Source organism: Ferrovibrio terrae (genome assembly GCF_007197755.1).
GTDB lineage: Bacteria > Pseudomonadota > Alphaproteobacteria > Ferrovibrionales > Ferrovibrionaceae > Ferrovibrio > Ferrovibrio terrae.
Map to the genome: position 1 here is coordinate 3,338,874 of NZ_CP041636.1, position 16,851 is coordinate 3,355,724.

Below are 16,851 nucleotides of genomic sequence, written 5' to 3' on the forward strand. Positions count from 1 at the left end.
CAAAAACGGCGCGCCATTGTAGTCGGGCGCGCCGTCGATGTGAAAGCTATGATCTCAGCCGAGCGCGTTCTGCACGGCGCGCTTGGCGACCACACCCACCAGATGAGCACGGTATTCGCCGCTGCCGTGGATGTCGTTGTTCATCTTGGCGGGATCAGTCTTGATGCCCTTCAGTGCGTCAACGCTGAAGGATTTCGACAGTGCCGCTTCCATTTCCTTGTGACGGAACACGCAGGGGCCAGCGCCGGTGACGGCAACGCGGACACCATCGGCAGTTTCAGCCACGAAGACGCCAACCATGGCGTAGCGCGAGGCCGGGTTGCGGAACTTCTCGTAGCCGGCGCGCTTGGGCACCGGGAACTCGATCTTCGTGATGATCTCGCCGTCTGCCAGCGCGGTCTCGAACAGGCCAGTGAAGAAACTGTCGGCGGCGATCTTTCGCTTGGTGGTATGCACCGTGGCATTCAGGCCGAGCACGGCGGAAGGATAGTCCGCTGCCGGGTCATTGTTGGCGACCGAGCCACCCACCGTGCCCATGTTGCGCACGGCGGGGTCGCCGATCAGGCCGGCGAGTGTGCTGAGCGCCGGGATGGCCTTCTTCACCTCGGCCGAGGTGGCGACAGCGCCATGCTTTGTGATGGCGCCGATGCTGACGGTGCTGCCTGCGACTGAAATACCGCTCAGTTCGGCTATGCCGGTGAGGTCAACCAGGTCAGACGGCGAGGCGAGGCGGTTCTTCAGCGTCGGCAGCAGGGTCTGGCCGCCGGCGATGAATTTGCCGTCGCTGGCGTCGCCAAGCAGCTTGGCGGCATCGGCCAGCGATTTCGGTCGATGATAGTTGAACGCATACATGGGGGCTTCTCCTGGTCTCTTACTCGGCGGCCGCGGCGAGATTCTGGCTCTGGATCACGCGCCAGACATTCTGCGGCGTCGCCGGCATGTTGATCTTCTCGGTGCCGAGCGCATCGGTAATGGCATTCATCAGCGCGGCCGGAGCTGCAATCGCACCGGCTTCGCCGCAGCCCTTCACGCCCAGCGGATTATGCGGGCAGGGCGTTTCGATCATGCCGACGTTGTAGGATGGCAGGTCATCGGCGCGCGGCATGCAATAGTCGTTGAACGATGCCGTGAGCAGCTGGCCGCTCTTGGGATCGTAGACCACGCCTTCCAGCAACGCCTGACCGATGCCCTGGGCGATGCCGCCATGCACCTGGCCCTCGACGATCATCGGGTTGACCACCTTGCCGAAGTCATCGACCGCCACCCAGTTCACGATGTGGGTGACGCCGGTATCGCTGTCGATCTCCACTTCGGCCACATGCACGCCGGCGGGGAAGGTGAAGTTCGCCGGATCGTAGAAGGCGCTGGCCTCCAGCCCCGGTTCCAGGTCGGCCGGATAGTTGTGCGGCACGTAAGCCGTGAAGGCGATCTGCGCCATGGGCACCTGCTTGTCGGTGCCTTTCACCGAGAAGACGCCCTTGTCGTAAGCGACATCGTCGGCCGACGCCTCCATCAGATGGGCGGCAATCTTCTTGCCCTTGTCGATGATCTTGTCGGCCGCGCGCATGATGGCGGAGCCACCGACGGCCAGTGAACGTGAGCCGTAGGTGCCCATGCCCATCGGCACCAGTGCGGTATCACCATGCACCACTTCGATACTCTCGAGCGGCACACCGAGGCGGTCCGACACGATCTGGGCAAAGGTGGTTTCATGGCCTTGGCCATGGCTGTGCGAGCCGGTATGGACGAACACACTGCCGGTGGCGTTGAAGCGGATCTGTGCCGACTCCCAGAGGCCGACGCCAGCGCCGAGCGAGCCGACCACGGCCGAGGGCGCGATGCCGCAGGCCTCGATATAGGCGCAGAGGCCAATACCGCGCAGCTTGCCTTTCTTGGCGGCATCTGCCTTGCGCTGCTTGAAGCCACTGTAGTCAGACATCTTCAGCGCTTCATCCAGCGCCTTGGCATACTGGCCACTGTCATACACGCAGGCGACCGGCGTCTGGTACGGGAATGCGTCGTCCGGCACGAAATTGCGCCGGCGCAGTTCCGCCGGATCGACCTTCAGCTCGCGCGCCGCTGCTTCGACGATACGTTCGACCACATAGGTTGCTTCCGGACGGCCGGCGCCGCGATAGGCGTCCACCGGGGTGGTGTTGGTGAACACGGCCTTCACCTCGGCATAGATCGCCGGCGTGGTGTACTGGCCCGCCAGCAGCAGTGCGTAAAGATAAGTCGGTACGGCCGAGGCGAAGGTGGACAGATAGGCGCCCATATTTGCCTTGGTCTCGACGCGGAAGCCGAGGAATTTGCCGTCCTTGTCCATGGCCAGTTCGGCATGGGTGACATGGTCGCGGCCATGCGCATCGGTCAGGAAGGCCTCGGTGCGATCCGAGGTCCACTTCACCGGCTTCTTCAGCTTGCGCGCGGCCCAGACGCAGACGGTTTCTTCGGCATAGTTGAAAATCTTGGAGCCGAAGCCACCGCCGACATCGGGCGCGATCACGCGCACCTTGTGTTCGGGCAGGCCGAACACGAAGGCGCAGAGGATCAGCCGGATGACATGCGGATTCTGTGAGGTGGTGTAGACCGTGGTGTTGTCGGTGCCCGGTTCGTATTCACCGATGGCGCTGCGCGGCTCCATAGGATTGGGCGACAGCCGATTGTTCACCAGGTCGATTTTGGTGACATGCGCGGCCTTGGCGAAGGCAGCTTCGGTGGCAGCCTTGTCGCCGAAGTCCCAGTCGTAACAGAGGTTGCCGGGTGCATCGGCATGCACCTCCGGTGCTCCGGGTTTCAGGGCGTTGACCACATCGACCACCGGCGTCAGTACGTCGTAATCGACCTCGATGGCCTCGGCGGCATCGCGGGCTTCACCCAGGCTGCGCGCGATCACTACGGCCACCTGATCGCCGACATGGCGCACATGATCGATGGCGATGATGTCGTGGCGCGGCGCCTTGTGCGGCTCGCCCTTCTTGTCCTTGACGGTCCAGCCGCAGATCAGGCCGCCGACCTTGTCGGCCGCCACATCCTTGCCGGTATAGACGGCAACGACGCCTGGCATCTTGCGGGCGGCGTCGGTGCTGATCGATTTGATTTTTGCGAAAGCGTGCGGTGAACGATGGAAGTAGGCGTAAAGCTGGCCGGGGCGGTTGATATCGTCGGTGTAATGGCCCTGACCCGTAATGAAGCGGAAATCTTCCTTGCGACGGACTGACTGGCCGATGCCCTGGTTGGTCATAACGCTTACCCCCGCATTGCCTGTGCCCCGGCCATCACGGCCTTGACGATGTTGTGATAGCCCGTGCAGCGGCAGAGGTTGCCCTCCAGCTCGTGACGAACGGTTTCCTCGTTGGGGTTCGGATTGCGCTGCGCGAGGTCGACGGCACTCATGATCATGCCCGGCGTGCAGAAGCCGCATTGCAGGGCGTGATGCTCGCGGAAGGCTTCCTGCATTGGGTGCAGCTTGCCGTCCTGGGCCAGGCCTTCGATCGTGGTCACCTTCGCACCCTGCGCTTGCGCGGCGAGGATGGTGCAGGCTTTCACGCTTTTGCCGTCGACATGGACGACGCAGGCACCGCACTGGCTGGTGTCGCAGCCGACATGCGTGCCGGTCAGCTGGAGATGCTCACGCAGGAACTGCACCAGCAGGGTGCGGGGTTCGACGTCACGCGTTTCCGGCTGACCGTTGACGGTTATCGTCACGGAAATGGTCATGCTGATCCTCCCATGGGGCGCGGAGAAGTGTTGGGGCATTCGCGCGCCGCACCCGATAACTTTGGGCGCAATGCGCGAGGGGCGTCAAGTTGCAAAACGGTGGATATCAGCTGCGCAGGATCAAAACCGTAGCTGCGCATACGATCGCGATCAGGCCGGTGATCCAGAGCCAGCTTGGTATCCCACCAGTTACTGGCGTCGATGGTTGCGTTGCAGCAGGGCGTTGCAGCGCGTCGGCTGCTGCCGAAGCCGAGATCGGTTCCGCCATGGCGATGTCTTTGGCGGCTTCCGCTACGGTAGACGCAATGTCCGCGCCGGCGGCCGGCCCGCCGACGATCTGGTTGAACTTGGTGAAGAAGTCTTCGGCCATCTTGGCGGCGACGCCATCGATCAGACGCGCGCCGATCTGGGCCAGCTTGCCGCCAACCTGGGCATTGACTGAATAGGAGAGACGGGTGGCGGGACCCGGCGTGCCGTCGATCTGGGCGTCGACGAGCTGCACCTTGGCGCTGCCCTTGCCGAAACCGGCGGCGACGCCGCCCTGGGCCTCGCCTGAGATGGTACAGCTGCTGGGCGGATCGAGGTCGCCAAGTGTCACCTTGCCCTTGAAGCGGGCTTTGACCGGCCCGACCTTGACCAGTACAGCGGCTTCAAAGTCAGTGTCCGAGGTCTTGGTGACGCTCTCGCAGCCGGTAATGCACTGGCGAAGGATCTCGGGGTCGTTGATGGCATCCCAGACCGCCTGACGAGAGGCGGGAATAAGCTGTTCGCCGGTCAGTTCCATGACAAACCTCCAAAAATCACAACATTAAGTGGCTGAGAAACGATTCACGGGCTGTTAAGATTAGCCGCCTAGGTTCGACAGAACTAGGTTCAGGTCCAGTGCAAGGGTAGGGGTGCTATGGTCCCCGCGACACGATCCGGCATCGATGTAAGTTTCTGGCTGCTCGAACAGGCGGCGACAGAGCGTATTGCCATGTCGCTGCCGAAACTGCGCTGGCTGCTCTATCTGGCGCAGGCGCATTATGCGATTGCCCGCGACGGCGCCAAGCTGATGCCGGCGACCTTCCTGGTCGGCGACGACGGTCCCATCGAGCCGACACTGGATCTGGTATTCCAGGCCGGCATTGAAAACCCCTGGTCCCCCGCTTTGAGCGAGACTGCGGCCGCCTTCCTGGAAGGTTTCTGGAAGCGCTTCGGTGCCCTGCCGGCGATTGCGCTGCACAAACTCGTGATTGGCGACCCAGCTTGGCGCAAGGCGCAGGAGAATGGCCCGGGCAGCGAGATCGCCGTCGACCTGCACCGCGCTTCCGCGCCCAAGCCCACAAGTCTCGGCCATGCACCTGTCCATCCGGCATCCGCCACCGGCGCGCGCCGCCGGCCGCCGGCGCCGCCGGCCGTGCTGCCGCCGTTCGAAGAAGCGGTGCGGCAGAAGATCGCCGAGCATGCCATCGACGCGGCTCATCCGCTCACCCGGGCAGTGCGCACTGCGCAGCCGGCCCGGCCCGGGCAGCAGTCGCAGGCCAAGACCGCATCGGTTCAGGAAGCCGCTGGCCACCTCCGGGCAGCACCGCCTGACAGTCAGGAAGTCCGGTTCACCGCGGACGGCCGCTCGGTCACCCGATGGCGCCCGAAGCGGCGCGTCGAAGGCCCCACGATTTGAACTGACAGCCCTTCGTAACCCTCCGCAGCCCTTGTTAGAATCGCTTTGGCACCGCCCGTAAAAGGTGTTACGGTTAGACGTTTAGTGGGGCAATTGAAGGGCTAAAAGAGTGGATCAAGGGGGCTTCGGCGACGCCGAGATCGTCAAGATTTCCGGCAAGGTCAAGTGGTTCAACGCAGTCAAAGGCTTTGGTTTCGTCAGTCCTGACGACAACTCCGGAGACATCTTTCTTCATCTCTCCTGCTTGCGACAGGCTGGTTACGAAAGCATCGAAGAAGGCTCGACCCTGATGCTCGAAGTGGCCAAGCGGCCCAAAGGCATGCAGGCCGTCCGCGTTCTGTCGGTCGATACCAGCACTGCGCAGCCCTCGAGTGGCGGCCCTGGCGGCGGTTTCGGTGATCGCGGCCCGCGTCCCCCGCGTCAATCGCGGTTCGGTGACCGCGGTGGTTTCGGTGATCGCGGCGGCTTTGGCGACCGTGGCGGTTATGGTGACCGCGGCGGCGATCGTGGTGGCTTCGGCGATCGCGGTGGTTATGGCGACCGCGGCGGTGATCGTGGCGGCTTCGGTGGCGATCACGGCGCAGCTCGCTTCCCCTCGGTTGTCGCCCAGGGCGATTTCTTTGAAGCCAAGGTCAAGTGGTTCAATGCCGTAAAGGGCTATGGCTTTGTGTCACGCGGTGACGGCGAGCAGGACATTTTCGTCCACATGGAAGTGCTGCGTCGCGAAGGCATCAATGAGCTGCAGCCGGGCCAGTCGGTTCGCGTGCGCATCGGTCAGGGCCCGAAGGGCCCGCAGGTGGCCGAAATCCGCAACGAGTAATCGACCCACACCAGATTTTTGCAAAAACGCCGGCGGATCAAACCGCCGGCGTTTTCATTTTGGCGGTGCCGGATGGCGAACTGCTGGGCGCGACGCCTTGCCTTCAACGGCCGGTGCCGCAGTCTTTTCCTCGTCGGGGTAGGCGTTGAGGATGAGCAGCATGTCGACATTTTCGCCGTCCCGGGCCAGCGGAAAATAGACGCGCTCGGTATCGATGAAATCGCGGCCGGGATGCGGCATGCCGAACCGGTCGTAGACGGCTTCACGCCTTTCAAGCACGGCCATCATGTTACCGTGGATACGGCCGAAATATTCCGGCAGAACGGCATCCTCAAGATACTGGCCGCTGATCTCGCGGCCGGCAGCCGTGCTCTGCAGCGTGCCGATCAGGCGGAAGCGGAAGCGGATTTTTCCGTCCGTACGCTCGACATCGACGAGGTTGGTGAAAGAGAGCAGGGCGCGTATGGCCAGCGGATCGATATGCTGCCGACCGGGCAATTTGCCCGGCGGGGCAACCCCAGCCAGATAGTCCCGCATACGCGCAAATTGCGCATCCAGCTTGGCGTAATCCGGTCGCTGCATTTCTGCCTCCCCCTGACGCCACGGGGATCAGCCTAATCCTGTTGCGCCGTCAGCGCAATTCAGCTGCATAATCCGCGACCGGCAGGGCGTTGGGGATCAGGCCCTGTTTAACGAGGTAATCGGCGAAGCGGCTGTAGCGGTGATTGTCCAGCGCCCGAGGTGACTGCGCGAAGCGCGGCAGAGTGGCACCCCAGGCGCGGCGGTTCAGTTCGTCGTCCAGGCTTTTGCTTTCCTTGATGAACGCCTGCCAGCTTTTCTGCGGTTCGTTATGCATGTAGGCGACCGCTTCTTCGATGGCGTCCAGTAGTCGCTTGAGGCGATCGTCGTTCAGTTTGTCCTTATGGGCGACCAGTACCAGTTCGTCATACAGCGGCACGCCGTAGTCCTCTGGATAGAAGGCGCGGCCTGGCTTGCCCGCGATGTCCATCTGGTTCAGCTCAAAATTGCGGAAGGCACCGATGGTGGCATCGACCTGGCCGGAGAAAATCGAGGGCGAGAGTGAAAAGTTGACGTTGATCAGCGTCACGTCGGTAAGCTTCAGGCCATATTGCTCCAGCATGGACTTGAGCAGGGCATCCTCGAAGCCGCCGACGGAATAGCCGATCTTCTTGCCCTTCAGGTCGGCAATCGACTTGACCGGACCATCGCGCAGCACGACCAGCGAATTCAGCGGTGTGGCGACCAGCGTGCCGATGCGGCGCAGCGGCAGACCCTGCGCCACCTGCACATGCAGTTGCGGCTGATACGAGATCGCCACCTCGGCCTTGCCGGCGGCAACCAGCTTGGGCGGATCGTTCGGATCGGCGGGCGCGACCAGATCCACCAGTAGCTCGTTGCGGTCGAAGATGCCGGTGTGCTTGGCGACAATCAGCGGCGCATGATCGGGATTGACAAACCAGTCGAGCAGCACGGTCAGCTTGTCATGTGCCGAGGCGATGCCAGGCAGCAGGGCGGTGACAAAGCCGGCAATGGCGATCATGCGTTTCATGGATGGACTCCTTCAGGATACGCGGTCGGTCGATAAGGGGGCATGGCTGTCGGCCTGCCAGCGCAGCAGTCGGCGGGTCGCGATGTCGACGCCGGCGTATAACCCGACGGCGCAGGCGGCGAGCAGGATCAGGGCGGCGAACATCAGGTCGGTCTGTACGCGCGCATTGGCCTGCAGCATGCGGAAACCCAGGCCTGCGCTGGCGCCGACCCATTCGCCGATCACCGCACCGATCGGCGCGACGGCGGCGGCAATCTTAAGCCCGCTGGCAAAGGCCGGCAGCGCGGCCATGACGCGGATATGCAGCAGGATGCGCAGGCGATGCCGCGGCGCATCGGCTGTCATCACGCGCGCCAGATCGAGCCAGCCGGATTCAGTGCGGCGCAGGCCATCGTAAAGCGCGACAGCGACAGGGAAGAAGATCACCAGCACCGCCATCATCACTTTCGAGGCCATGCCGAAGCCGAGCCACAGCACCAGCAGCGGTGCCAGCGCAAACACCGGCACGGCCTGGCTGGCGATCAGCAGTGGCAGTAACCAGCGCCGGGCGACTGGCGACAACAGCAGGCTGATCGCGGCAATGGCTCCCAGCAGGCTGCCGAACAACAGGCCGAGCAGCATTTCGGCCACCGTCACCGCTGCTTCGCCGAGCAGCAGTGCGGCATTGTCGACGAGGGCGACGGCCACGCGATCCGGCGCGGGCAGGATGTAGGGCGGCAGTTCAAACACCCAGACGATGCCCTGCCAGAGCAGCAGCAGGCCAATGAGGGTGATGGCGGTGCGGATCAGACTGTTCATACGGCCACAGCTTTCTGCAGCGCGGCCTGCACGCCGCGTAGCACGGGCAGCACGGATGCCGACAAGGGATCACGCGGCGCGGCCGGCGATAACACGGCAGCCTGCTGCAGGCTGGCCGGCTGGCCGCTCAGGATGAAGATACGGTTGGCAAGACGGCAGGCTTCGGCCGGATCATGCGTCACCAGCAGCACGGTGCGATGCGCCAGCATCTCGCTGGCCAGCTCCTGCATCGCCGCGCGTGTGATCGCATCCAGTGCCGAGAAGGGCTCGTCCATCAGCACCAATGGCCGGTCTTCCATCAGCGTGCGCGCCAGGGCTGCGCGCTGGCGCATTCCGCCAGAGAGAGAGGCCGGCAGGGCAGTGGCGCGGTCGGCCAGGCCAAGCCGCGTCAGCAGGGTCTGTGCCAGCGCAATGTCGGGTACTTCTCCGCGCAGGCGTGCGCCGAGCAGGATGTTGTCCTGCAGGCTGAGCCAGGGCAGCAGCAGGTCCTGTTGCGCCATCCAGGCAGCCTGGCCAGCGAAAGGGGAGGATTGGCCAGGCAGCAGGCCGGCGATCAGGCGGAGCAGTGTGCTCTTGCCGCAGCCGCTGGCGCCCAGGATCGCCACCGTTTCGCCGGCAGCAAGGTCGAGCGAGAAGGGTGCGAGCACAGCGCGGTTGCCATAAGCGAAACCGCTGCCTTCCAGCCGGAAGGCCGGCGCAGATGCGGACGGAGGAAGGGAGATGGAGTCTGCTGACAAACCGCTGATCCCTACGCCGGTATCAACCGGATCAGGTTCGAGGGGTCGTCCGGCTCACCCGGACCTCTCAGCCGCCAATCGGCTCCCCCTCAGCTGGGGCCATTATAGGCGAGCTGGACAGCTTGTTAAGCCCCGCAGGCCCACTAGATTCTGCCTATGCACCAGCCAGCACTGTTTATCGGCAACGAGATCTATCGGCATTCCAGCCTGGGCGGAAAACACCCGCTGTCGATCCCGCGGGTTTCGACCGTGATGGACATGGTGCACGCGCTGGGCTGGCTGGAAGACGGCCAGTATCGCGAAAGCCGCCAGGCAACGCCCGAGCAACTCGCGCGTTTCCATCGCGAAGACTATGTCGCTGCCGTGCAGGCGGCTGAGCGGACCCTGACCGTGAGCCGCGAGGATTCCGAGCGCTACAATCTCGGTCGCGGCGGTAATCCGGTTTACGCCACAATGTTCCGCCGCCCGGCCACCGGCGTCGGCGGTAGCCTGATCGCGGCGCAGCATCTGCTGCAGAACGGCGGCGGCATTGTCTACAGCCCCGGCGGCGGCACGCATCACGGCCGCCCGGCGCAGGCCTCGGGCTTCTGTTATTTCAACGATCCGGTGCTGGCGATCCTGGCCATGCTGGATGCCGGCCTGTCGCGAGTCGCCTATATCGATCTTGATGTCCATCACGGCGACGGCGTGGCCGATGCCTTCGCTGCCGATCCGCGCGTGCTGGTTGTCTCGGTGCACGAAGCTGGCCGCTGGCCGCATTCAGGGCAGCTCGATGAAGAGGGTGTTGGTAATCTTTTCAACCTGCCGATCACGCCCGGCATGGTCGATGACGAGATGATGGCGCTGGTCGAAGAGGCCATCGGACCGCTGGTCGAGGGCTTCCGGCCAGACGCACTGGTGATCCAGTGCGGTGCAGATGCGCTGGCTGACGATCCGCTGGGCAAGCAGACGCTGTCGAACGGTGCCTTGTGGCATGCGGTCGCAGCCCTGAAACCGCTGGCGCCGCGCCTGTTGGTGCTGGGCGGCGGCGGCTATAATCCGTGGTCGGTGGCGCGGTGCTGGACCGGCATCTGGGCGGAGCTGAACGGGCTGGAAAAGCCCGACCGGTTGCCACCTGTTGCTGAAACCCTGTTGCGGGGCCTGAGCTGGAACCGCAGTGCGGGCCGCCACCCGCCAAACCACTGGTTCGTCACGCTTGCCGATATCCCGCGCCATGGACCGGTGCGCGACGAGGTGCAGGGACTGGTACGGCGTGTGAAAGAGAGGATGAGGGCGTGAAACTCAGTCGGGTATGGACCGTTCTATGCGGCATGATTCTGTTGGCCACACTTACCGTTGCCCCGCCGATCGCGGCGCAGCCGCAGCCGACCCTGCCGCAGAGCGACCTGGTGATCCAGACCGCGAAGGGGCCACAACGTTTCCGTGTCGAACTGGCGGATAACGACCAGTCGCGGGCGCGCGGCATGATGTTCCGCACCAGCATGGCGCCGGATGCCGGCATGCTGTTCGACTTCAGGCAGGAGCAGATGGCGTCCTTCTGGATGCGCAACACGCTGCTGCCGCTGGATATGCTGTTCATCAAGGCCGACGGCACCATCCTGAACATCCACCAGCGCGCTATCCCCCGGGACGAGACCGGTATCAACTCGGTCGGGCCGGTACGGGCGGTGCTGGAGGTGAATGGTGGCACGACCGCCCGGCTGGGCATCAAGGCCGGCGACAAGGTCGAACACGCCATTTTCGGAAACACGCCCCGGAAGTGATTCTGGCGAGAAAGCCGGTTTCCGGGCCCCGTCCGGGCCAGTTTAAGGCTGGGCAGGGGCTGGTCGGGGACGATGGCTTCATGCTAAAAGGCGGCCACTTTCCGCTATTTACGGGCGGGGTGTAGCTCAGTCTGGTAGAGCGCTTGCTTTGGGAGCAAGAAGTCGCTGGTTCGAATCCAGTCACCCCGACCATAATGGCCCTGACGACCAGCAGACCCAGGATCAGGACGATGACCAAGGCCCGTATCTATCAGCCGACCAAGACCGCCATGCAGTCGGGCAGGGCGCGGACCCAGCAATGGGTGCTGGAATACGATACCGCTGCCAGCCGTTTCGTCGAGCCGCTCATGGGCTGGACCGGGGCTGCCGGCACGCTGGGCCAACTGACGCTGAAATTCGACAGCAAGGAAGAAGCGATCGCCTATGCCAACAAGAAGGGCATCGCCTACGACATCGAGGAGCCGCAGGTTCGCAAGCTGAACCGCCGCGCCTATGCCGATAACTTCGCGTATACCAGAATCCGCTAAGCAGTCTCCGGCGAGGTGCCCGCAGCGGCCGGCCTCGCCGGCCGTTTTTGTTTGCCGCCAGAGTCTCCTGCGTGCCCTTAGCTCAGTTGGATAGAGCAGCCGCCTTCTAAGCGGCAGGTCGGTGGTTCGAATCCACCAGGGCACGCCATTCCTCACATTCGTCATCTTCGCAGTAACGACGTGGGAGTGTTCCGCGCGTTCACTCGTCACTGCGAAATACAAGCTTGACGCGACAAATTTTCGTTGACGGCCTCAAAGTCTCTGCCCTAACTACCATACAAGATATGGAACATGGCCATAGATGCCATGGCGGGAGGAAAACAGTTGGCGGCGATGGGGCGCAGTCAGTCAGCAACGCGTGTAAAGCAGCGCCAGCGAGAAGCTGATGTGCTGCCGGTGGCGCGTCCACGACGGATGCGCGGCAATACCTCGCCGGGCGGAGCCACCGCATCGGCCCAGGTGTATCAGCAGCTGCGCGCGCAGATCATCGCACTCGACATTCCGCCCGGCGCAGCTTTGTCCGAGAACGATCTTGCTTCGGCATTCGGTGTAAGCCGTACGCCCGTTCGCGAGGCGCTGCTGCGACTGGCGGACGAGGGACTGGTCGAGATCGTGCCGAAATCCGGCACCACCGTCAGCCGTATTCCCTATGCCCAACTCGCCGAGGCCATCGTCATCCGCAAGGCGCTGGAGGAGGTGGCGGTGCGCGAGGCGAGCCTGCGTGCCACCAAGAGCCAGTTCACCGGTCTTTGGGCGCTGATCGAGCGCCAGCGTGAAGCGGCGAAGGCCGATGATCGCGATGCCTTCCATGCCGCTGACGAGGCGTTTCACGCCGCCATTGCCGAAGCAGCCGGCTATCCCGGCATCTGGCGCCTGGTCAATCAGGTGAAGGTTCAGGTTGACCGCCTGCGGCATCTGACGCTGCCGGAAGGCGGTCGCATGCTGCGCGTGACCAAGGAACACGCCGCAGTGCTGACCGCCATGGAGAAGCGCGACGGCAACAAGGCGATTGCCGCCATGCGTGGTCATCTGGACGGGCTGGAGTACAGCCTGCCGGAAATCCGTCGCAGCAATCCCGATTATTTTGTTGGTGAAACAGGAGTGTTCGTGTTGCCCGGTGTTGCTGGGCGAAAAACCAGAAGTGCGTGACAACCAAAACGAGGGAGAGAAACATGAAAAAGATGATGACAGGCCTGGCTGTGGCAGCACTGTTTGCGGTCGCTGGTCCGGCAGGGGCGCAGACCAAGCTGAAATGGGCGCATGTTTACGAAACGCCTGAACCCTATCACACCGAGGCAGTCTGGGCCGCCGGCGAGATCGCCAAGCTTACCAACAACAAGTATCAGATCGATGTGTTTCCGGCCTCGCAGCTCGGCAACGAAAACCAGATCAACGAAGGCCTCGGGCTCGGCACTGTTGATATGATTTATACCGGCGTGGCTTTCGCCGGCTCGATCCACAAGCCGATCGCCATCACCAATGCGCCGTTCATCCTGCGCGATTTCGATCACTGGAAGGCCTATCGCGATTCCAAACTGTTCCGCGATATTGCCGCCGGTTACGAGCAGAAGACCAAGCATAAGGTGACGGCGCTGACCTATTACGGCCAGCGACACGTCACTGCCAATAAAGCGATCAACAAGCCCGAAGACATGAAGGGCATGAAGCTGCGTGTGCCGCCAGCGCCGCTGTTCCTGATGTTTACCAAGTCGGTTGGCGCCAATGCTACGCCCATCGCCTTCGCCGAAGTGTATCTGGCGCTGCAGCAGGGCACGGTGGACGGGCAGGAGAATCCGCTGCCGACCATCATGGCCAAGAAGTTCTATGAAGTGCAGAGCCACATCATGCTGACCGGCCATATCACCGAGTCTCTGCTCAGCATTGTCGGCAGCCATGTCTGGGCGAAGCTGAACGACGCTGAAAAGAAAATCTTCGACGAAACCCTCCGCGCGGCGGCGATGCGGGCGTCCGACAAGATCCGTGCTTCGGAACTGAGCCTGGCGGATGAGTTTAAGAAACTCAACAAGACCGTCGTGACACCGGATCGTGAGGCTTTCCGCAAGGCCGCGATGCCGTTGCACAACGACGCTTCGGCAGGCGCCGGCTGGAGTCAGGCGGAGTACGACGCGCTGCAGGCGCTGAAGTAAGTCGGGTTGCCGGCGGTCCGCGCAATCGGGCCGCCGGCGTCCTTCAACTAATAACGATTGGCGTGAAGGCCTGCCGTTTGGCAATGGCGTCCCAGTTCCAGTCGATGCCGAGACCAGGCGCCATCGGCGCCACGGCCTTGCCATCGGCGATCTCGAGCCGGTTGAGCGTGACATCGTCGAGTTGCGGAATCCATTCTACCCAGGCGGCATTCGGTACGGCAGCGCAGAGTGAAACGTGAAGTTCCATCAGGAAATGCGGGCAGATCGGCGTGTTGAAGGTCTCGGCCAGGTGGGCGACCTTCAGCCATGGCGTGATGCCGCCGATGCGCGCCACGTCGGGTTGCACGATGCTGCAGGCGCGCTGTTGCAGATACTCCCGGAAATGACTGGGATGATAGATCGACTCTCCCACCGCGATGGGCAAGGTCGTCGCGCCGCAGAGCCGCCTATGGCCATCCAGATCCTCGGCCGGCAGCGGTTCCTCGAACCAGGCGAGATCGAAAGCCTCGAACTGACGTGCCCGACGGATTGCTTCGGCGGCGGTGAAGGCCTGGTTGGCGTCGGTCATGATCTCGAAGGCCGGACCGACAGCCTGACGAACGGCGCCGAGCCGCGCCACGTCTTCCGCCACATGGGGGCGGCCGACCTTGATCTTGGCGCCGCGGAAGCCGGCATCGCGCGCCTTCAGCGTATCATCCACCAGCGCTGCAGGCTCTATATGCAGCCAGCCGCCCTCGGTGGTGTAGACCGGTACGGCCGGCTGGGCACCGCCGGCTTCCTGCCAGAGCGGACGTTCGGCTGCCAGGCAGCGCAGATCCCACAAGGCGGTATCAATGGCAGCCAGCGCCAGGCTGGTAATTGCGCCAACCGCAGTGGCATGCGTGGCGAAGAACAGATCCTTCCATATCATCTCGATCAGCGCCGGGTCGCGGCCGATCAGTCGCGGCGCAAGATGGTCGCGCAGCAGCGCCACTACGGACGAGCCGCCAGTGCCGATTGTATAAGTGTAACCTGTCCCGACAAGTCCGTCGGTGGTGGTAATGCGCACCATCGGCGTTTCCTGCGTGACGAAAGACTGGATAGCGTCGGTTCGTTTCACTTTCGGCGGCAGGTCGACCTGTCCCACCTCCACGCGTGCAATTCTCGCCATAAAAACGTCCTCCCTGATTTTTACTTGGCCACAGAATGCCAAGGCTTTCGCTATAAGGAAATGAGGAAATGACCGACCTGAAAACCGACGACACACCGCATTTGATCAGCACGGTCGATCCTGAGGTCAAGATCGAACATCATGTGGAGGATTGGTTGTCCTTCGGCATCTTCTGGACATTGGCCGGAGTGGTGTTTCTGCAGTTCTTCACCCGGTACGTGCTGAACGATTCAGTCGCGTGGACCGAGGAGATTGCACGTTATCTGTTGATCTGGATCACCTTCATCGGCGCTACCATCTCTTTTCGCCGGGGCACTCATATCAGCGTCGAGATGTTGCAGCACTTCATGCCGGAAAAGCTGGTGCGACCACTGCGTTTTGTCATCGATGTGCTGACGGTAGGATTCGTCGCGCTGCTTTGCTGGTTTTCGATCGCCATTACCGAGCGCATGCACATTCAGACCATGACGGTGATCGAATGGCCAATGAGCATCGTCTATGCCGGCGTCGGGCTAGGGTGCTTCCTGATGTTTTACCGCGCGGTACAGGTGTTCATCGCCAACGCCAGGCGTCGCTGGGCCGAGGATCCGGCCAAGCAGACACTGATCATTGATTGAGGGTATCCATTATGGCTCTTCTTCTTGCCGTTTTCTTTGCTGCATTGCTCACGGGCCTGCCGATCTTCATCGCACTGGCTGGCTCCTCTCTGGTCTACACCCACTTTTCCACAATGATTCCGGATTTCGTGGTGCTGCACCGCATCGCCGGTGGCGTCGATTCCTTCCCACTGATTGCGGTGCCGTTCTTCATCCTGGCCGGCAACCTGATGAACACGGCGGGTATCACCAACCGGATCTACGACTTCGCCACCGCCGCAGTGGGCTGGATGCATGGTGGTCTGGGCCACGTGAACGTGGTGGGATCCGTGATCTTCGCCGGCATGTCGGGCACGGCCGTAGCGGATGCCGGCGGTCTGGGCACCATCGAGATCAAGGCGATGCGCGATCACGGTTATCCCGATGATTTCGCCGTCGGCATCACCGCAGCATCCTCCACAATCGGACCGATCATCCCGCCCTCGCTGCCCATGGTGATCTTCGGCGTGATGGCGAATGTCTCAATCGGTCAGCTGTTTGCCGCCGGTTTCCTGCCCGGCCTGCTGATGGCTGCCTGCATGATGGTCTATGTCGCCTGGTATGCCTGGAAGCACAAGATCGGCGCCGATCAGCGCTTCTACTGGGCTGTGCTGGGCCGCACCCTTATCGGCGCCATTCCTGCGTTGCTGACACCAGCTATCATCATCGGCGGCATGGCGACGGGTGCCTTCACGCCGACAGAAGCGGCCATTGCGGCCTGCGCCTGGGCATTGATCCTGGGCACGCTGCTGTACAAGTCGCTGAACTGGAAGCAATTCTATCGCATCTCGATGGAGACCATCGAAACCACGGCCAGCGTACTGATTATCGTAGGTGCAGCTTCCCTGTTCGGCTGGGTGCTGACCACGACGCGCGTCACTGAACAGGTGACATCAGTCCTGCTGTCGATCACATCAGATCCGCTGCTGCTGCTGCTGATCATCAACGTGCTGTTGCTGATTGTTGGCTGCTTCATGGAGACGATTGCGGCAATTTCGATTCTGGTGCCGGTGCTGATGCCGGCCGTGCTGAAGGTCGGGATAGACCCGGTACAGTTCGGCGTCATCATGGTGCTGAACCTGATGATTGGCCTGCTGACACCGCCGGTCGGCATGGTGCTGTTCGTGCTTTCAAGGGTGGCAAAGATGTCGTTCGATCGCACGGTGATGGCCGTGCTGCCATTCCTGTTCCCGCTGCTTGCGGTGCTGGTGCTGATCTCGATCTTCCCGCAGATCACGCTGTATCTGCCAACACTCTGGTATCGTTGACCTGCGCGACCACGGGATGTTTCCCTAATGTTCCGAGGCGGATAACAGCCAGC

The 16,851-nt window shown here is 62.6% G+C and carries 18 protein-coding genes, 2 tRNA genes and 1 riboswitch; of the genes, 11 read left to right on the top strand and 9 right to left on the bottom strand.

The genetic code is table 11. The features are described from left to right. Positions 1–54: 54 nt before the first annotated feature. From FNB15_RS16270 to FNB15_RS16285, 4 genes are all read right to left on the bottom strand, one after another. Complete coding sequence (locus tag FNB15_RS16270) at positions 55–852, bottom strand: FAD binding domain-containing protein (RefSeq protein WP_144069716.1); 798 nt, start codon at positions 850–852, stop codon at positions 55–57. A 19-nt stretch (positions 853–871) separates the two neighbouring features. Next, positions 872–3,244 carry a xanthine dehydrogenase family protein molybdopterin-binding subunit gene (locus FNB15_RS16275; protein WP_144069717.1) on the bottom strand — a complete coding sequence of 791 codons (2,373 nt, stop codon included), beginning with the start codon at positions 3,242–3,244 and terminating at the stop codon, positions 872–874. A 5-nt stretch (positions 3,245–3,249) separates the two neighbouring features. Continuing rightward, a complete protein-coding gene (locus FNB15_RS16280; protein WP_144069718.1) occupies positions 3,250–3,720 on the bottom strand; it encodes a (2Fe-2S)-binding protein in 471 nt (156 codons plus the stop codon). A gap of 106 nt (positions 3,721–3,826) precedes the next feature. After that, the gene (locus FNB15_RS16285) at positions 3,827–4,504 is read right to left on the bottom strand and encodes an SRPBCC family protein (RefSeq protein ID WP_144069719.1); all 678 of its coding nucleotides are present in this window, start codon (positions 4,502–4,504) and stop codon (positions 3,827–3,829) included. A 117-nt stretch (positions 4,505–4,621) separates the two neighbouring features. Here FNB15_RS16285 and FNB15_RS16290 point away from each other — a divergent pair, with 117 nt between their 5' ends. Continuing rightward, positions 4,622–5,383 carry a hypothetical protein gene (locus FNB15_RS16290; protein WP_144069720.1) on the top strand — a complete coding sequence of 254 codons (762 nt, stop codon included), beginning with the start codon at positions 4,622–4,624 and terminating at the stop codon, positions 5,381–5,383. Between the two features lie 109 nt (positions 5,384–5,492). Next, entirely contained in the window at positions 5,493–6,203 is a 711-nt protein-coding gene (locus FNB15_RS21485; RefSeq protein ID WP_144069721.1) for a cold-shock protein, read from the top strand. Between the two features lie 54 nt (positions 6,204–6,257). On the opposite strand, the gene FNB15_RS16300 is transcribed toward FNB15_RS21485, so the two are convergent. The 4 genes from FNB15_RS16300 to FNB15_RS16315 form a co-directional block, all read right to left on the bottom strand. Beyond that, entirely contained in the window at positions 6,258–6,785 is a 528-nt protein-coding gene (locus FNB15_RS16300) for a PAS domain-containing protein (protein ID WP_144069722.1), read from the bottom strand. Positions 6,786–6,834: 49 nt separating this feature from the next. Continuing rightward, entirely contained in the window at positions 6,835–7,773 is a 939-nt protein-coding gene (locus tag FNB15_RS16305; RefSeq protein WP_144069723.1) for an ABC transporter substrate-binding protein, read from the bottom strand. A gap of 12 nt (positions 7,774–7,785) precedes the next feature. Then, the gene (locus FNB15_RS16310) at positions 7,786–8,571 is read right to left on the bottom strand and encodes an ABC transporter permease (RefSeq protein WP_144069724.1); all 786 of its coding nucleotides are present in this window, start codon (positions 8,569–8,571) and stop codon (positions 7,786–7,788) included. Then, complete coding sequence (locus FNB15_RS16315) at positions 8,568–9,308, bottom strand: ABC transporter ATP-binding protein (protein ID WP_246068707.1); 741 nt, start codon at positions 9,306–9,308, stop codon at positions 8,568–8,570. The genes FNB15_RS16310 and FNB15_RS16315 overlap by 4 nt, the downstream gene beginning before the upstream one ends. Next, a riboswitch (TPP riboswitch) is annotated at positions 9,300–9,407 on the bottom strand. It overlaps the preceding gene by 9 nt. Before the next feature lie 57 nt (positions 9,408–9,464). On the opposite strand from FNB15_RS16315, the gene FNB15_RS16320 reads away from it, so the two are divergent. The 7 genes from FNB15_RS16320 to FNB15_RS16350 all read left to right on the top strand — a co-directional run bounded on the left by FNB15_RS16320 (position 9,465) and on the right by FNB15_RS16350 (position 13,745). Then, entirely contained in the window at positions 9,465–10,586 is a 1,122-nt protein-coding gene (locus FNB15_RS16320) for an acetoin utilization protein AcuC (RefSeq protein ID WP_144069725.1), read from the top strand. Between the two features lie 32 nt (positions 10,587–10,618). Further along, the gene (locus FNB15_RS16325; protein ID WP_144069726.1) at positions 10,619–11,071 is read left to right on the top strand and encodes a DUF192 domain-containing protein; all 453 of its coding nucleotides are present in this window, start codon (positions 10,619–10,621) and stop codon (positions 11,069–11,071) included. 115 nt (positions 11,072–11,186) lie between these two features. Beyond that, positions 11,187–11,263 (top strand) — tRNA-Pro (locus tag FNB15_RS16330). Between the two features lie 38 nt (positions 11,264–11,301). After that, the gene (locus tag FNB15_RS16335) at positions 11,302–11,598 is read left to right on the top strand and encodes an ETC complex I subunit (RefSeq protein ID WP_185973584.1); all 297 of its coding nucleotides are present in this window, start codon (positions 11,302–11,304) and stop codon (positions 11,596–11,598) included. 71 nt (positions 11,599–11,669) lie between these two features. After that, positions 11,670–11,746: transfer RNA gene (locus FNB15_RS16340), tRNA-Arg, on the top strand. A 143-nt stretch (positions 11,747–11,889) separates the two neighbouring features. Beyond that, positions 11,890–12,747, top strand: coding sequence for a GntR family transcriptional regulator (locus FNB15_RS16345; RefSeq protein WP_221932667.1), 858 nt, complete (start codon positions 11,890–11,892; stop codon positions 12,745–12,747). A gap of 23 nt (positions 12,748–12,770) precedes the next feature. Next, positions 12,771–13,745 carry a sialic acid TRAP transporter substrate-binding protein SiaP gene (locus FNB15_RS16350; RefSeq protein ID WP_144069728.1) on the top strand — a complete coding sequence of 325 codons (975 nt, stop codon included), beginning with the start codon at positions 12,771–12,773 and terminating at the stop codon, positions 13,743–13,745. A 43-nt stretch (positions 13,746–13,788) separates the two neighbouring features. On the opposite strand, the gene FNB15_RS16355 is transcribed toward FNB15_RS16350, so the two are convergent. Then, a complete protein-coding gene (locus FNB15_RS16355; RefSeq protein WP_144069729.1) occupies positions 13,789–14,895 on the bottom strand; it encodes a mandelate racemase/muconate lactonizing enzyme family protein in 1,107 nt (368 codons plus the stop codon). Positions 14,896–14,963: 68 nt separating this feature from the next. Between FNB15_RS16355 and FNB15_RS16360 the strand changes: the two genes are divergently transcribed. Then, complete coding sequence (locus FNB15_RS16360) at positions 14,964–15,512, top strand: TRAP transporter small permease (RefSeq protein ID WP_144069730.1); 549 nt, start codon at positions 14,964–14,966, stop codon at positions 15,510–15,512. 11 nt (positions 15,513–15,523) lie between these two features. Further along, on the top strand, positions 15,524–16,798 hold the full coding sequence (locus tag FNB15_RS16365; protein ID WP_144069731.1) for a TRAP transporter large permease: 1,275 nt from the start codon (positions 15,524–15,526) through the stop codon (positions 16,796–16,798). The last annotated feature ends 53 nt before the right edge of the window (positions 16,799–16,851 follow it).

What these genes read in the sequence shown, in the direction of transcription:
- FNB15_RS16290 (WP_144069720.1), top strand. Translation starts at nt 4,622, where the DNA reads ATGGTCCCCGCGACACGATCCGGCATCGATGTAAGTTTCTGGCTGCTC.
- FNB15_RS16300 (WP_144069722.1), bottom strand. Translation starts at nt 6,785, where the DNA reads ATGCAGCGACCGGATTACGCCAAGCTGGATGCGCAATTTGCGCGTATG.
- FNB15_RS16335 (WP_185973584.1), top strand. Translation starts at nt 11,302, where the DNA reads ATGACCAAGGCCCGTATCTATCAGCCGACCAAGACCGCCATGCAGTCG.
- FNB15_RS16325 (WP_144069726.1), top strand. Translation starts at nt 10,619, where the DNA reads ATGATTCTGTTGGCCACACTTACCGTTGCCCCGCCGATCGCGGCGCAG.
- FNB15_RS16280 (WP_144069718.1), bottom strand. Translation starts at nt 3,720, where the DNA reads ATGACCATTTCCGTGACGATAACCGTCAACGGTCAGCCGGAAACGCGT.
- FNB15_RS16365 (WP_144069731.1), top strand. Translation starts at nt 15,524, where the DNA reads ATGGCTCTTCTTCTTGCCGTTTTCTTTGCTGCATTGCTCACGGGCCTG.
- FNB15_RS16275 (WP_144069717.1), bottom strand. Translation starts at nt 3,244, where the DNA reads ATGACCAACCAGGGCATCGGCCAGTCAGTCCGTCGCAAGGAAGATTTC.
- FNB15_RS16285 (WP_144069719.1), bottom strand. Translation starts at nt 4,504, where the DNA reads ATGGAACTGACCGGCGAACAGCTTATTCCCGCCTCTCGTCAGGCGGTC.
- FNB15_RS16360 (WP_144069730.1), top strand. Translation starts at nt 14,964, where the DNA reads ATGACCGACCTGAAAACCGACGACACACCGCATTTGATCAGCACGGTC.
- FNB15_RS16350 (WP_144069728.1), top strand. Translation starts at nt 12,771, where the DNA reads ATGAAAAAGATGATGACAGGCCTGGCTGTGGCAGCACTGTTTGCGGTC.
- FNB15_RS16305 (WP_144069723.1), bottom strand. Translation starts at nt 7,773, where the DNA reads ATGAAACGCATGATCGCCATTGCCGGCTTTGTCACCGCCCTGCTGCCT.
- FNB15_RS16345 (WP_221932667.1), top strand. Translation starts at nt 11,890, where the DNA reads ATGGCCATAGATGCCATGGCGGGAGGAAAACAGTTGGCGGCGATGGGG.
- FNB15_RS16355 (WP_144069729.1), bottom strand. Translation starts at nt 14,895, where the DNA reads ATGGCGAGAATTGCACGCGTGGAGGTGGGACAGGTCGACCTGCCGCCG.
- FNB15_RS16320 (WP_144069725.1), top strand. Translation starts at nt 9,465, where the DNA reads ATGCACCAGCCAGCACTGTTTATCGGCAACGAGATCTATCGGCATTCC.
- FNB15_RS16270 (WP_144069716.1), bottom strand. Translation starts at nt 852, where the DNA reads ATGTATGCGTTCAACTATCATCGACCGAAATCGCTGGCCGATGCCGCC.
- FNB15_RS16310 (WP_144069724.1), bottom strand. Translation starts at nt 8,571, where the DNA reads ATGAACAGTCTGATCCGCACCGCCATCACCCTCATTGGCCTGCTGCTG.